This window comes from Aliikangiella coralliicola, from assembly GCF_007004725.1.
Lineage (GTDB): Bacteria > Pseudomonadota > Gammaproteobacteria > Enterobacterales > Kangiellaceae > Aliikangiella > Aliikangiella coralliicola.
This window is the reverse complement of sequence record NZ_ML660166.1, coordinates 347,679-361,474: the sequence shown is the minus strand read 5'-3', so window position 1 is coordinate 361,474 and position 13,796 is coordinate 347,679. Positions and strand designations below refer to the sequence as shown.

The 13,796-nt window shown below is 40.4% G+C and carries 13 protein-coding genes; 9 read left to right on the top strand and 4 right to left on the bottom strand.

Features of this window, described 5'->3' with window-relative positions; all coding sequences use genetic code 11:
- From FLL46_RS17025 to FLL46_RS17005, 5 genes are all read left to right on the top strand, one after another.
- Nucleotides 1-1,380 carry a MotA/TolQ/ExbB proton channel family protein gene (locus tag FLL46_RS17025; protein WP_142932526.1) on the top strand — a complete coding sequence of 460 codons (1,380 nt, stop codon included), beginning with the start codon at nucleotides 1-3 and terminating at the stop codon, nucleotides 1,378-1,380.
- A 64-nt stretch (nucleotides 1,381-1,444) separates the two neighbouring features.
- Entirely contained in the window at nucleotides 1,445-1,909 is a 465-nt protein-coding gene (locus FLL46_RS17020; RefSeq protein ID WP_246119342.1) for a MotA/TolQ/ExbB proton channel family protein, read from the top strand.
- 15 nt (nucleotides 1,910-1,924) lie between these two features.
- A complete protein-coding gene (locus FLL46_RS17015; protein WP_142932524.1) occupies nucleotides 1,925-2,326 on the top strand; it encodes an ExbD/TolR family protein in 402 nt (133 codons plus the stop codon).
- 1 nt (nucleotide 2,327) lies between these two features.
- Nucleotides 2,328-2,948: an energy transducer TonB gene (locus FLL46_RS17010; protein ID WP_142932523.1), complete on the top strand. Its 621-nt coding sequence runs from the start codon at nucleotides 2,328-2,330 to the stop codon at nucleotides 2,946-2,948.
- A gap of 14 nt (nucleotides 2,949-2,962) precedes the next feature.
- Nucleotides 2,963-4,258 carry a tetratricopeptide repeat protein gene (locus FLL46_RS17005; protein WP_142932522.1) on the top strand — a complete coding sequence of 432 codons (1,296 nt, stop codon included), beginning with the start codon at nucleotides 2,963-2,965 and terminating at the stop codon, nucleotides 4,256-4,258.
- Between the two features lie 519 nt (nucleotides 4,259-4,777).
- Here FLL46_RS17005 and FLL46_RS17000 read toward each other — a convergent pair.
- The 4 genes from FLL46_RS17000 to FLL46_RS16985 form a co-directional block, all read right to left on the bottom strand.
- Nucleotides 4,778-6,007: an ABC transporter permease gene (locus FLL46_RS17000; RefSeq protein WP_142932521.1), complete on the bottom strand. Its 1,230-nt coding sequence runs from the start codon at nucleotides 6,005-6,007 to the stop codon at nucleotides 4,778-4,780.
- Nucleotides 6,000-6,701: an ABC transporter ATP-binding protein gene (locus tag FLL46_RS16995; protein ID WP_142932520.1), complete on the bottom strand. Its 702-nt coding sequence runs from the start codon at nucleotides 6,699-6,701 to the stop codon at nucleotides 6,000-6,002. The genes FLL46_RS17000 and FLL46_RS16995 overlap by 8 nt, the downstream gene beginning before the upstream one ends.
- 48 nt (nucleotides 6,702-6,749) lie before the next feature.
- The gene (locus FLL46_RS16990; RefSeq protein WP_142932519.1) at nucleotides 6,750-7,922 is read right to left on the bottom strand and encodes an efflux RND transporter periplasmic adaptor subunit; all 1,173 of its coding nucleotides are present in this window, start codon (nucleotides 7,920-7,922) and stop codon (nucleotides 6,750-6,752) included.
- Nucleotides 7,923-7,990: 68 nt separating this feature from the next.
- Complete coding sequence (locus FLL46_RS16985; protein ID WP_142932518.1) at nucleotides 7,991-8,734, bottom strand: YIP1 family protein; 744 nt, start codon at nucleotides 8,732-8,734, stop codon at nucleotides 7,991-7,993.
- 249 nt (nucleotides 8,735-8,983) lie between these two features.
- Here FLL46_RS16985 and FLL46_RS16980 point away from each other — a divergent pair, with 249 nt between their 5' ends.
- The 4 genes from FLL46_RS16980 (at nucleotide 8,984) to FLL46_RS16965 (ending at nucleotide 13,747) form a co-directional block, all read left to right on the top strand.
- Nucleotides 8,984-9,784 carry an ABC transporter ATP-binding protein gene (locus FLL46_RS16980; protein WP_142932517.1) on the top strand — a complete coding sequence of 267 codons (801 nt, stop codon included), beginning with the start codon at nucleotides 8,984-8,986 and terminating at the stop codon, nucleotides 9,782-9,784.
- A 1-nt stretch (nucleotide 9,785) separates the two neighbouring features.
- A complete protein-coding gene (locus tag FLL46_RS16975; protein WP_168204207.1) occupies nucleotides 9,786-11,024 on the top strand; it encodes an ABC transporter permease in 1,239 nt (412 codons plus the stop codon).
- A 229-nt stretch (nucleotides 11,025-11,253) separates the two neighbouring features.
- A complete protein-coding gene (locus tag FLL46_RS16970; RefSeq protein WP_142932515.1) occupies nucleotides 11,254-12,657 on the top strand; it encodes an HDOD domain-containing protein in 1,404 nt (467 codons plus the stop codon).
- Nucleotides 12,658-12,790: 133 nt separating this feature from the next.
- Complete coding sequence (locus tag FLL46_RS16965; protein WP_142932514.1) at nucleotides 12,791-13,747, top strand: bifunctional helix-turn-helix transcriptional regulator/GNAT family N-acetyltransferase; 957 nt, start codon at nucleotides 12,791-12,793, stop codon at nucleotides 13,745-13,747.
- The last annotated feature ends 49 nt before the right edge of the window (nucleotides 13,748-13,796 follow it).

Genomic DNA, 13,796 nt, shown 5'->3' with positions numbered 1-13,796 from the left:
ATGAAATTAAAGAATATCCTTATCGCTGCCGTTTTGGCGGGAGCAGCGGTTAATATTTCTGCTGCCGAACAAAAAAACCTTGGCGCTGTTGAGCCTCCTGCTGCGCAGACGCTAGATGAACTTCTGAAACTTGTTAAACAAAATAAGATTCGCCAAACCAATGTTAATAAAGAAAGAGAAGCTATTTTCTTAAGAGATCGAAATCGCCAAAGAGCCCTACTAAATCAAGCTCTGGCTGAGAAAAAAGCAGAAGAAGATCGTATGAACCGTCTTAAGGCGCAATACGAAGCCAATGAAAAGCGACTTTCTGAAATGGAAGATGAGCTTCATTTGAAAGCTGGTACCCTTGGTGAAATGGTTGGTGTTGTTCGTCAAGTTGCGGGTGATACTGCAGCGCGTTTTAGACGTTCAATTGTAAGTGCTCAGTACGCTGGTCGTTATGAACTTTTGGAGACCTTGGCCCAAGCGAAAGAATTTCCTCAAATTCCTGAAATTCGTAGCCTGTGGGTTGAAATGCAGAATGAAATGACTGAGCAAGGAAAAGTTGTAAAGTTCTCCGGTGATATCATCAATACCGAAGGTCGTTCCGAGCCTCGCACTATCTCAAGAGTTGGTGTATTTAATTTGGTGTCAGACGGCGAATACTTAGTATTTGATTACGATAAGCAAGATATCAAGCAGTTGAACAGACAGCCTGTTCCACGTTTCCTTGGTATGGTTGACCCTTATCTAAGTACCTCTAGCGGCTATGCTGCACTGGCGCTTGATCCTTCTCGTGGAAATATCTTGACTCAAGAGGTGAAGCGGGAATCTTGGCCAGAGCGTGTACAAAACTACGCTGGTCCGGTAGGAACTGCTATTGGTGTGGTTTTATTAATAGGCTTGTTAATCGTACTTGAGCGTTTATTCACGCTACTTTCACTACGTGGAAAAATGAATGCACAAGCGAAATCAAGCACTCCAGGAAACAACCCGCTTGGGCGTATTATGGCAGTTTACCTTGCTAATAAAGATGACGATGTTGAGAATCTCGAACTTAAACTCGACGAAGCTGTCTTAAAAGAAACACCAAGAATTGAACGCGGTATCACAATTATTAAGGTATTCGCGGCAGTAGCACCTTTGATGGGACTACTTGGTACGGTGACAGGTATGATCGAAACATTCCAAAGCATCACGCTATACGGTACAGGTGATCCGAAGATCATGGCTGGTGGTATTTCTTCAGCGTTGATTACAACTGTTCTTGGAATTGTTGCGGCATTACCTCTAATTCTTACCCACAGTGTTGTATCGGGCATTTCTAAAGGCTTAATTCACACGCTAGAAGAGCAAAGCACTGGTTTAATTGCTCAGCATGAAGAAGAAGCAGGAGCTTAATTAGATGCTATTTTTCGAAGACCTATACGATACAGTCATCCGCTTCTTTGAAGCGGGTGGAGATGTGTTATGGTTCATCGCAGCAGCGCTAATTGTAATGTGGACAATGATCATTGAACGTTTGTGGTATTTTTCTCATACCTTCCCTAGACAATCACGTTTGTTGATTGCTAAATGGGAATCTCGAAAAGACACCACGTCGTGGCAGGCTCACAGAATAAGAGAAGCTTGGATTTCTCAAATGAAAGAAAAGCTTCACTCCGGTTTATTGGTAATTAAGACAATCGTATCAATCTGTCCAATGATTGGATTGTTAGGCACAGTAACTGGAATGGTGGGCGTGTTTGAAATTATGGCTTTGTCTGGTACTGGTAATGCTCGCTTAATGGCTGCGGGGATTACACAGGCTACAATTCCTACAATGGCCGGTATGGTCGCGGCACTGTCTGGGCTGTTTATCAGCTCCAGATTAGAGTATTCAGCAAATGTTCACGCTCAAGAACTTGCTGATCATATGCCCCACCAATAGCGAAGGAATCATTTCATGGCTAAAAAGAGTTTAAAACCAAAAGAGGAAGAAGCAGCGATTGATATGACTCCGATGCTAGACATCGTATTCATCATGCTGATCTTCTTTATTGTTACAACCTCTTTTGTAAAAGAAGCTGGTGTTGACATTTTGAAGCCATCAGCGACCACTGCGGTGAAGAAACCTAAAGCAAATATTTTTGTTGGTATTACTGAGCAGGGCGAGATCTATATGCAAAAGCGCAAAGTAGAAAAAGACTCTGTTCGTTCCACTATCGAGAATATGCTTTTAGAGAATCCTGAAAGTACAGTGGTAATCCAAGCTGATATGCGAGGAAATTCTGGCGTTCTTCTTGATGTAATTGATGCAGCTAAGAAAGCGGGAGTTCAAAACATCTCAGTAGCAGCGGAGAACTAATATGCAAAGAATATTTATTGGTTTAGGAATAGGTGGAAGTGTCACTTTTGGGCTATTTGTCCTGATGGCATTTCTGATTAAAGCCGAGCTTCGGCCACCAGATAGAAGTGAATCACCGCCTATTCAGATTTCGATGGTTGAGCCAGATGACGAATTAAAGATTCGTGATCGAAGAATTCCGAAGAAGCCACCACCACCAAAGAATCCGCCTCCGCCACAAAAGCAAAAAATTGCTAAAGTGCAGAAGCCAACGCCACAAAACATGAATATTAAAATGGCGAAGTTACAAGTTGGTGTAAGTGGAGATACATATTTAGGCCAGGTTGCCGGCACACAAGGTATGGGTGATGGTGATGCAATTCCTATGGTGGTAATTGAGCCAAGATACCCACGTAAAGCTGCAATGGAAGGTATAGAGGGTTGGGTTCGATTCCAGTTTACCGTTGCGCCAGATGGTACACCTAAAGATGTCGAGGTTCTTGATGCTAAGCCTAAACGCGTATTTGAAAGAGATGCTCGAAAAGCAATCTACAAATGGAAATTTAAGCCTAAGGTAGTTGATGGAAAGGCGATTGAGCAACCAAATATGCGCTATACCATGGAATTCAAGTTGGGCGAATAGAAGGTTTATCCGATATGAAAAAATTTATTGTAGTAGGTGCTTTATTAGGGATGTCTGCGAGTTTTTCTGTCGTTAACGCGGCAGAAGTTCCCAGCACGTCTCTGACTAAAGTTTGTAAGCCGCTCGTCAACAAAAATTTAAAAACACCTCAACCACCAATCCGTGGTATCGACGAAAGAACGCATAAGCGTATTACTCGAGCCCAGGAGAAAATGGCTGAAGGTAACTATCCTGAAGGGATAGAGATTTTGAAGAAATTGGCTGCATCGGCTAAAAGCGATTATATAAAAGCGACTGTTAACATCCAGCTTGCCTACGCTGTAGCTCAGCAAGGTAAACAGCTTGATTCTCTTCCTTATTTCAAAAACGCACTAAGATTCGGAGAGAACAATCTGCCCCACGATAGAGTTCAACAAATCAGAGAAAATGTTGCTGGTTTGATGTATTCCATTGGTGAGAAAAAGGAAGGCGTTAAATTAATGGAAGAATGGATGAAAAAGTCGAATGTCGACAAAGCTAACGCTTATTATTTACTCTCAGCTATGTATGCAGATCCTGATATTGGCCGAACAAAAGATGCACTTTGTCCTGCATATTTTGCAACCCAAACAGAAAAAGCGCCTAAGAAAAGCTATTTTCAGTTGTTGTTAGCGCTTCATTGGGAACTTAAAGACGTTATTGGTTCTGCCAATATGTTGAAGAAAATGGTTGAGTATTTTCCGACAGAGAAGAGTTTTTGGCGTCAATTGTCGCAAATTTACATGCAGTTAGATAAAACAAAAGAGTCTCTAGCGATTATGGAGATGTTTTATTTGAAAGGTAATTTTGAGACAGAGACTGACTATAAATTTATGTCTCAGCTATTTAGCTTCGAGCAAATTCCTTATCGAGCCGCTCAAATTATGGAAGAAGGTTTGAAGAAAGGTGTTGTTAAGCCTGAAGAGAAGAACTGGAAAGCTGTTGCGACGAATTATCACGTTAGTAACGAGCTTAAAAAGGCGATTGTGGCGTATGGTAAGACTGCCGAAATTGCTAAAGACGGAGAAAGCTTTTTAAGACAAGCTGAACTTTACGGTGATTTAGAAAACTGGGGATCTGCTGTTACTGCGTATGACAAAGCCTTGCAGAAAGGTGGTTTAGATGACGCTGGTAGAGCTATTTTCGGTAAAGGCGTTGCACTAGTTAATATGGGTCGTTGTGATAGCGCTTTTGCAGTGTTTGACCGAGCTTCTAAGTATAAAAACTACCGAAAGCGTTCGATTCAATGGACTAGTTTTGCTAAGGATAGAAAAAAACATAAAAAGTGTTAATATTTTGTTTTTAAACTAAAAAACTGGCTTTGGCCAGTTTTTTTTTGCTTCTGAAATTTATACTGTAATCCGGTTTAATAGTTATTTTCAGATATTGCACGAATTTTTAGCAATTGAATGTTAAAAAAACTTTCACCAGCTAAAGATATTTTCTTCTTCTAATAGGTTCATTTTGTTTTTTAGTATAGTGACTTAGAGTTGGCTACTGCATTAGCTGAGATAACCGTCTCATGAGTCATCGCCACTGAGCAATGGGATTAAAGCTACCTTTGCGGTTTTGTTATGTTAACTCGCATCGATATCTCTTAAGAATACTCGCACTTTCTAATCCTTCAGTCCGTCTATTGTCTGTTGTTATTGCAGATATTTTGACAACATACATTGAGCGTAGAATCTTTTGATTATTTTTATCCTGACAATAAGGTGAGTTAAAATAATTTTAACGCCCTGAGTGATTCAATCTGCTCATGGATTAATCGAAAACGGGTTTTTAGCATCAAATGACTGATTTGCCGTTGTCTATTCGTATCTTAGAGCGTCTATTGGATCTAGATTAGCGGCTTTAGCCGCCGGTAATATCCCAAATAGAATTCCGACAAAAGCTGAAAATCCGAACGCTATCCCGACTGCCCATAATGGAACATTTGCAGCGGGAAAGTTAGGAATCGCAGCTGCGGCCAGCATTCCTAGCCCGTATCCGAGCACAATGCCGATAATTCCGCCAAGTAGAGATAAAACCACCGCTTCAATAAGAAACTGAAGTAATATATGGTGCCTTTTAGCCCCAATCGCTTTGCAAATACCTATTTCACGAGTTCTTTCTGTTACCGAAACGAGCATGATGTTCATAATACCAATTCCACCAACAATGAGAGATATGCTGACAATTCCACCGAGAACGACGGTCATGGTACTGATAAGCTGAGAAATACCAGAAGTTAGCTGCTCTGGGGTTTCTATCTTAAAATCGTCATCTTCATCTGGTTCTAAATGATGCTGTTTTCTTAAGATCGTTCTCAGTTTGGCCTTAATTTGATCAAGGTCATCGACATTTTTTAATTGAAGTTGCACAAAAATATCGGGTTCTAAAAGATTTCCATTTAAACCTCGCATTGTGTTGTAGGGCAAGATAGCGAAGTTATCCTGGCTAAAACCAAAAAAAGATCCCCTAGGCTCCGCCAGTCCTATTACTTTCAACCATTCTCCTGCAAAATTAACAAAGCTACCAACGGGGTTATTCGGCAAGGATAAATCTTCCCGCAGCTTTTCACCGATCACGATAACTTTTCGCCGAGTCTGATTATCACTGTAAGACAAAAATCGACCATATTTGATGTCAATGTTTTGAACATCTTGATAGGTATAAGTTGTTCCAGCTATTTGCGCGAAAGCCTGGTTTCCTTTGTATTTAACCGGGCTCGTTCCGCCGATTGTCGAGCTCAAGGTCGGTGTGATAAATTCTACACCTTCAGAATGTCGGCGAATCATTTCGACATCGTTTGCTGAAATTCTCGCGATTTTACCTTTCATTCTTTCTTCTCTCGGAGTGAAAGAACGAATGGAAATAGAGTTAGAGCCAAACCCCTCAAACTGTTGATTGATCGAATGGCTTAGTCCTTGAATCACTGAGACAACTGCAATTGTTGAACTCACACCAATGATAATTCCTAAGGTTGTGAGGAAGCTTCTGAATCCGTGGGCTTTAACCGAGAGGATAGCGCTGCGGAAACTTTCAATTAAACTAAACAAGAGCTACCTCCTTTTCATTGACGTAGTCTTCAATGATTTGACCATCACTAAGGCGAATCACTCGATGGCAGTGTTCTGCGATCTCGTCTTCGTGGGTAACCATGATGATTGTTTGACCTTCTTGGTGAAGTTCGTCGAAGAGTTGCATGATATCGCGAGTTGTTTGCGAGTCTAGATTTCCCGTTGGTTCATCGGCTAGCAAAATTGATGGACTAGTTACCAGCGCGCGTGCGATTGCGACTCTTTGCCTTTGCCCGCCGGATAACTGACTGGGAATATGGTCCATGCGGTCAGATAAATTGACTTTTTCAAGTGCTTGCGTTGCGAGCTTTTTTCTTTTTTCGAGAGAAACTCCCTTATAAACTAGTGGCAGCATAACATTGTGAAGGGCATCTGCTCGAGGAAGTAAATTGAAGCTTTGAAAAATAAAGCCTATTTCCTGGTTACGAATATCGGCTAACTCGTTCTGACTTAACAGCGAAACATTTTTATCATTGAGTAAATATTCTCCTTCAGTTGGCTGATCCAGGCATCCCAAAATATTCATCATGGTCGACTTACCTGAGCCTGAAGAACCGATAAACGCGACGTAGTCATTTTGTTTGATGGTCAGATTAATATGATCGAGCGCTTTCACGGTTTGATCACCCATGCTGTAGAATTTACAGATGTTGTTAAGCTGAATTAAACTCATTGCGGTAATACTCGAATTGATTTTCCAATCAGAACTGGTGTTAAATTCTTATGCTTCATTGTCAGCTATCGCTACTTTGTCACCATCTTTTAAGTGGCGAACAATTTTATCCGGGCCCGTAATTATCGACACGCCTTTGTCTAGCCCTTCGAGGATTTGTTGAAAAGAATCATCAGAAATGCCTGCCTTTATTTGTGTTTTCTTTGCGACTCCGTCACTAAGCACAAACACAAAGTTTTCAACTAAATCTTTATCATTGTCTTCTTCGGTTTGAATGGCTTTGACCGGAACAGCTAGCATGTTCTGTTCTCCACGAGTAAAAACTTCCGCACGACAGCTCATACCTGGACGTAAACTAATGTCAGCGTTTTCTCCTAGTTTGAGCTTTACCGCAAAGCTTAAACTCTGACTTCCCCGTGAAACTTTAGCGCTTGAAGCAATTGACTCAACTGTTCCTGAAAGAGGCGTATCAGAAAATGCGATCGCGATAATTTCCGCTTTTTGTCCAACATTGATATTAGCAATATCGGCTTCATCAACGTTAATTTCCGCTAACATACTTTGAGGATCGGCGATGGTCATCAGAGAAGAACCAACAATATTCGTTGTACCTGAAATCGCGGTTTCACCTTCTTTGATATCCAGGGAAGTGATAGTTCCATCGATAGGGGATACAACTTTAGTTTTTGAGAGCTGATCTTTGGATTGCTCTAATCTTGCTTCAACTTGTTTTAATTGCTCATAGCCGGCTTTTAAATCGATTTTAGCAACACTATATTGATGAGTTATCGCATCGTATGCATCTGTGTCCAGCAGTTTTTGTTCAAACAATTTTGTTTTACGTTTCCATTGTCTTGCTAAATTTTCTACGACCATTTTTTGGCGTTCGATAGCGACACGTTGTTGATCTACTGCCGCTTGTTGCTGTTCAACAGCGGCAACGTAAGTTTGATCATCGATTTTTAAAACTAATTGTCCTTTTGAAACTTTTTGGCCTTCCTCAACATAAAGTTTGCTGACCTTTCCGATTACCTCGGCGGAAAGTTTCACTTCTTCTTCGTGCTTTAATTGGCCCGATGCAAGTATCGACGCCTTGATGGTTTGCATGGTTACCTGCTCTATTTCTACTTCTTTCAATGTTTCACTTTTAAAGTATTTTTTGGTTAAAGGTATACCGACAACTAATGCAGCCATTAAAGTAAAGACTAATGCTTTTTTCATACTTGCTTTCCTAAATCTCTCTATTGAATCGCTTTAGAACCTAATTAATTAACTCATTTTTAATTAAGCTAAATGAATAAAAGTCGAATCCCGTAATAAAGCACAAAAGGTAAAATCACTATCATGAACGACTTTATTGTGTCTTTCCCTGTCCATTTCGAATATCCAATGGTCAACAGAGCGATGCTCCAGAACATGGTAATATCGGTTGTAGCCAATATATTCCCCATTCCTTCAATTGCATTCATACCGAAGAACAACTCGTTTAAACTTAACGGGTTCAAAGATTCGGGGGAGAGCTGACCATCGGTCGAAGTGAATACGACTACAGCCGAAGCCAAGGTTCCTAAAAGTGATGGTAGTGAACTCCACGAAACGAAAGAGAGCCATTGCTTAAATTGAAAGCCATCATTAGTAATTCCTGAGACAATAACAAAATAGAGGGCTTGAATGCAGTAAATCGCAGCAATCCCCAGGCCGGCCATGACGGCACCAAATCCGCCCATCATGCTCGGTGACATCATTTCCATACCTTGACGCATTTGGTCTTGCTCTGCTTTGGTCACGTCGCCAGCTTGCATTTCTACCATGTGATCTACAAACCATTCGTAATCGATAGTTGCGTAGAGCGCTATAATTAATGCCATGTTAAGTAAAACTATTGTTAACAATGGGAAGGCAACCGGGTATGCATATTTCAAATCTTCGTAAGCTTTTTGAGGAGCTGCAAAAATATTGGTGAAAATGGTTAAACTTTTAGGTGATTCTGAGGCCAGGTTTTCCTCTGAGACGTCATAGGGAGATTTAGTCATTTTCTATTTCCTATAAAAATTAAATTGAGTTACTTTGGATAATGAGTCAGATGAATTGGGAATTTATTACATCGATAATCGTTCGAATTGAAAAAATATTCCGTTTTATTGTTTATTTAATTAAAAAACAGCTACTCAAAAAAGAATTTCACAATAAATGTAATAAATCTGCTAAATAAACGACTATCCTCAAAGCAAACCAAATTCTCGATGAGTTTTCAGTCAATTTACTAAAAGGGAAAATTCTTAATGCTCGAAGTAAAAAACTTAATGAAACGATTTCGTCTTGATAACAAGACAATCAAGGAAAATAAGAAAAAGAGTAAGGAAATGTTAGACAGACGAGAACAAGGGCATTGGTTTAATGCCGTTGTCGATGTGAGTTTTAGTTGTGAGTCAGGTGAGGTTTTGGGGCTATTAGGGCCTAATGGCGCTGGCAAAACAACTAGTCTAAGAATGTTATCTACTGCACTTCAGCCGACTTCCGGGCAGATAGTCATAAATGGTGATGACGTCGTCGCTGACCCCTTAGCAATGCGTAAACGCATTGGATTTTTGTCTGGAACAACCAGCTTATACCACCGTTTGACCGTTAGAGAAAACGTGCAATATTTTGGTCGTTTACATGGTATGAACGAAGATTTGCTGGAAACTGAAATCAAAAAAGTATTTGACCTGTTGGACATTCACAGTTTTGCTGATAAGAAAGCCGACTCACTATCAACGGGTATGAAACAAAGAGCCAATATTGCTCGAACAGTTATTCATCAACCTGAAGTAATTGTTCTTGATGAGCCGACTACCGGTCTTGACGTCATTTCGGCGAAAACTATCCTGGATTTTATTGAGTCGTATAAAGGTAGTGACGTTCCTGTTGTTTTCTCCACACATCATTTGCATGAAGTTGAGAAGCTATGTGACAGAGTTGTTTTGATCAACGAAGGAACAACCCAATTTAATGGCACTCTAGATGATTTTAGAAGGGTTAGTGGTACTGGTAATTTATATGATGTGTTTGTAAAGCTGGTTGATGAAAAGGAGGTGGCTTAAGATGTTAAAAGTCTATTTTAAAGAACTGTTAGAGTTAACTCGCGATAAGAAAACGCTGATATTTACTATTCTTTTACCGACTTTGATTATGCCTATAATTTTACTAGGGTTTACAACATTGTCGGTAAAAATTGCCCAAAAAGCCAATGTAGAAACTTTGAAGTTTGCCATTGTTGGAGGCGACTATTTTCCGGAATTAAAAGAAGTTTTGACGAATAACGAAAGTTTGAAGTTCAGCTTGGTAGATGTGGACAAAAGTGAAAGTGTCAATGAACTTATTAACGATAGTGAAATCAGGTTCGCTTTGGTTATCTCTGAGAATATTCGAAAAGATATTGATGATGGCTTATCCGGTGAAATAGAGTTTCGCTATAATGATTCCGCAGCCACCAGCGCGTTGATTTATAAGCGAGTTAACGACGCGATTGATTCTCTCAAGGTAGCGGAACTTAACAAAAGATATAAAAGTATTGGGTTAACACAGGAGCAAGGTGAAGCCTTCTCGAAGCCAATAAAATTAGTGAGGAAGTCAACAGCTGACAAGAGAGAATCTTTAGGAGAAAAGTTCGGTGCCCTGCTACCATATATTTTAATATTGGTTGGTTTATCTGGTGCTATGTATCCCGCCATTGATCTCGGAGTTGGAGAGAAAGAAAGAGGGACATTAGAAACTTTGTTACTAACGCCCGTCCCAAGGTTTCAATTAGTATTTGCGAAGTTTGCAGTAATATTTACGACTTCATTTCTATCTGTTTTTCTAAGCTTAATAAGTTTCGCTTTGGTAACGACAATTTTCGGTCCAATGTTTGTTAACAGTATGGGGGCCGAGGCTAGTAAAAGTGCGGGAGAAGTATTGGAAACTCTTTCGACGGTTTCGATAACAGATGTATTTCTGATGTTTAGCATGTTGGTACCGGTAGCCGCCATTTTTGCATCTGCTCTTTTAAGTGTTTCAATTTACGCTAGAACTTTTAAAGAAGCGCAGAACTACATGTCACCAATTATGATAGTTGTGTTTTTACCACTAATTCTATCGATTTTACCTGGCGTTAAGCTTGATTGGGTCTGGGCCTCTGTTCCAATTACTAATGTGTCGTTAGCGATTAAAGAAATATTTAAGGGCACGATAGATATGGATATGTTATTTGTTATTTTTGCATCCACAACGCTTATTGCTGGCTTGCTGCTCGCTTTATGTAACTGGTGGTTTCAACGCGAACAGGTTTTATTCCGTAACTAATTCATATCAGATAAAACAGGCCTGAATTAGATTAGTCCAATTAGTTTAGGCATGTCAGGAAAAGGTTCTCCATTGGCTGTGGAGAATCTCTATCCGCACATTGTTCGTTGATTTTTCCAAGTTGTTCGTTACCTGCTAGAGCTAAATATTTTGGCGTATTTATCACTACTGATCCTCACTTTGACTTGTCGTCTATACTTAGTATTACGATGAATTAAGCCGATAACCAATGAGTGATTTTCCAGAAAACAAAGAAGCATGGTTAAAGCTATTAAAACATACCTCAATTCCAAGCTTTAGTTCCAGTATTCAGGCGCTTTCCAGTGTCGAAGATTACAGCAGTTCACATTCCTCTGAGCTAGCACGAACTATATTAAAAGATCCTAATTTAACTGCTTCTGTTTTAAAGCTCGCGAATAGTGCCCAATTTAATACCTATGGACGTTCGATCAGAACCGTTAGCAGATCAATCATGGTGTTAGGTCACAAAGCCATCAGAGAAGTCTGCGCGAGCTGCCTGTTGATGGAACAGTTTTTGAAGCAGGGAAGTTCAAATAACCTGCAAGCCTTGGTAGCCCGCTCTTTTCACGCGGCGATTCAGGCGAAAGAAATTGCGCAGATGCAAGGTTTGAAAAGTACTGAAGAGATTTTTATTTCAGCTCTGTTACTGAGCTTAGGGGAAATTGCAGTTTATTCCGCGATCGAACCGGCTAACTCCTTGTCGCAGAAACTAAGAGATTCTTACCCGTTATCTGGCGGTCAGGAAAAAGATATTATCGGTTGTTATTTTAACGATTTAACTTTGGGGTTGTGTGATGCCTGGAATATAGCGCCGATGATCGGAGAAATGCTAGAAGGCAAATATGCGGAAAATAGCCCAACGAGAAGTATTCTGTTAGGGAGTAGTTTTGCGTCAAGCTGTGAACTGACTGGCTTGAATCGCGCGATTTCAGTTCATCTGAAATCGATAACTCGCTATACCGGAAAGTCACCGGAAATTGTTACCGATAAACTCGTTCAAGCTACAGAAGACACGCAGAAAAGCTTGACTCAGTTTGGTATTAAGCTGGATGTAAAACAACCACGAAAAAGCGTTGAAGTGCAGAGTGCCGCTCCAATCAAAATAGAAGTAGATAAAATCCTTCAGTTGGATGTGATTCAGGAACTCTCTGTTTTGTCCCAGGAGTCTGTTGATATCAATGTCATTTTGCAGCACTTACTCGAAGGGATTCATCGGGGAGCTAGTTTCAGCTGTGCGTTAGTGGCTTTATTAAATCGAGATAAAAGTCGAATAGTCGCAAAACATGCAATTGAGAAACGAGGTAGCCAGACAAAAGAGAACTTTAACTTTAGTTGCTACCACGATATACCTGAAATTCACCGCAAAGTGATGACAAACCGAAATATTATTCAACAAAACCAGTTAAGACCTCAAGGGGCGACACTTAGAGCAATTACCAAGCGCACCGGCTGTCAGCAGGCCGTCTGGGGGCCACTAATTGTTGAAAATAAGGCCATTGGATGTATTTATGCAGATAATGGTCTAAATGGGCCGCCAATCAGCCAGGAACAGCTTGAAGCTTTCCAACTATTTGTTTGCCAGGCGAAGTTATTTCTCTATCAACTTAAATGATCTGAACTTAGGGGAAATAATACCGGCAAATAAATCACAAACTAAATAAATTTCAACTAAAATTTGCATTTACGTAAGTCGCTACCTAATATTATCTTGTATAGAGATATTTGATTGGAGAAAAGAGGTACCAATGCAAAGATTAGAAGATTTTGGTGTACTAACCTTGGGGTCAAGATTAAAGCGGTTGAGCGATTTGATGTTTCGCCAGACTGATGAACTATACAAACAAAAGGGGGTTGATCTGCAGGCACGTGCCTTCCCAATTCTTCAGTTGCTCTCTGTTAATGGCAATCTTCCTGTCACCCAACTTGCTGATTTACTTGGGCAAACCCATCCATCTATTAGCCAAATGAGTAAAAAATTGGAAAAAAGCGGGTGGTTGTATCACGAAGTAGATAGTCGAGATGAAAGAAGACGAATGCTGGCACTAACGCCTCAGGGTTACGAGCTGGTGGACAGGCTTCAGCCACTTTGGGATAGCTTGAAAATCGTCATGGAGCGTATTTTAGAAGTAGCTGGTCACAACCTTATCGATAATATTGCAGTACTGGAGCGAGAGCTAGCTAAGCGATCTTTAGTCGAACGAGTTGAACTGGTTGAGAAACAGCAAAGGCGCAAACAGGTAGAAGTGATTCATTATGAACCTCAGTATCAGGACGATTTTTACCGACTAAATCGCCACTGGTTGGATAAATACTTTTATCTGGAAGCGATTGACCACGAAATTTTGTCTAATCCAGAATCCAATATCATTGAGCCCGGTGGCTTCGTTTTGTTAGCTCGGCTTGAAGGAAAAATCATCGGTACAGCTGCGCTTATCGTTGCTGATAAAAGTAGATTGGAGTTATCCAAAATGTCAGTGGATGAACAGTATCAAGGCTTTGGTATCGGTGAAAAGCTGACTAAAGCGGCCATTGATCAGTACCTGGCGACCGATTATTCGACCCTTTATCTAGAATCAAGCAGAAAACTATTACCCGCGTTGAATTTATATCGAAAAATGGGGTTTATTGAGCAAGAAGCACCGTTTCAGCAATCTCATTATTCGCGAGCGGATATTTATATGGAGTATTCAGTCGGAGTTTAGTGGAAAGAGGTCTGTTGCGGTTAGAGTTAGGGGGAGATAAGATACATTG

Coding starts and splice junctions, on each gene's coding strand:
- FLL46_RS17025 (WP_142932526.1), top strand. CDS start 1: ATGAAATTAAAGAATATCCTTATCGCTGCCGTTTTGGCGGGAGCAGCG.
- FLL46_RS17015 (WP_142932524.1), top strand. CDS start 1,925: ATGGCTAAAAAGAGTTTAAAACCAAAAGAGGAAGAAGCAGCGATTGAT.
- FLL46_RS17010 (WP_142932523.1), top strand. CDS start 2,328: ATGCAAAGAATATTTATTGGTTTAGGAATAGGTGGAAGTGTCACTTTT.
- FLL46_RS17005 (WP_142932522.1), top strand. CDS start 2,963: ATGAAAAAATTTATTGTAGTAGGTGCTTTATTAGGGATGTCTGCGAGT.
- FLL46_RS16995 (WP_142932520.1), bottom strand. CDS start 6,701: ATGAGTTTAATTCAGCTTAACAACATCTGTAAATTCTACAGCATGGGT.
- FLL46_RS16990 (WP_142932519.1), bottom strand. CDS start 7,922: ATGAAAAAAGCATTAGTCTTTACTTTAATGGCTGCATTAGTTGTCGGT.
- FLL46_RS16985 (WP_142932518.1), bottom strand. CDS start 8,734: ATGACTAAATCTCCCTATGACGTCTCAGAGGAAAACCTGGCCTCAGAA.
- FLL46_RS16980 (WP_142932517.1), top strand. CDS start 8,984: ATGCTCGAAGTAAAAAACTTAATGAAACGATTTCGTCTTGATAACAAG.
- FLL46_RS16975 (WP_168204207.1), top strand. CDS start 9,786: ATGTTAAAAGTCTATTTTAAAGAACTGTTAGAGTTAACTCGCGATAAG.
- FLL46_RS16970 (WP_142932515.1), top strand. CDS start 11,254: ATGAGTGATTTTCCAGAAAACAAAGAAGCATGGTTAAAGCTATTAAAA.
- FLL46_RS16965 (WP_142932514.1), top strand. CDS start 12,791: ATGCAAAGATTAGAAGATTTTGGTGTACTAACCTTGGGGTCAAGATTA.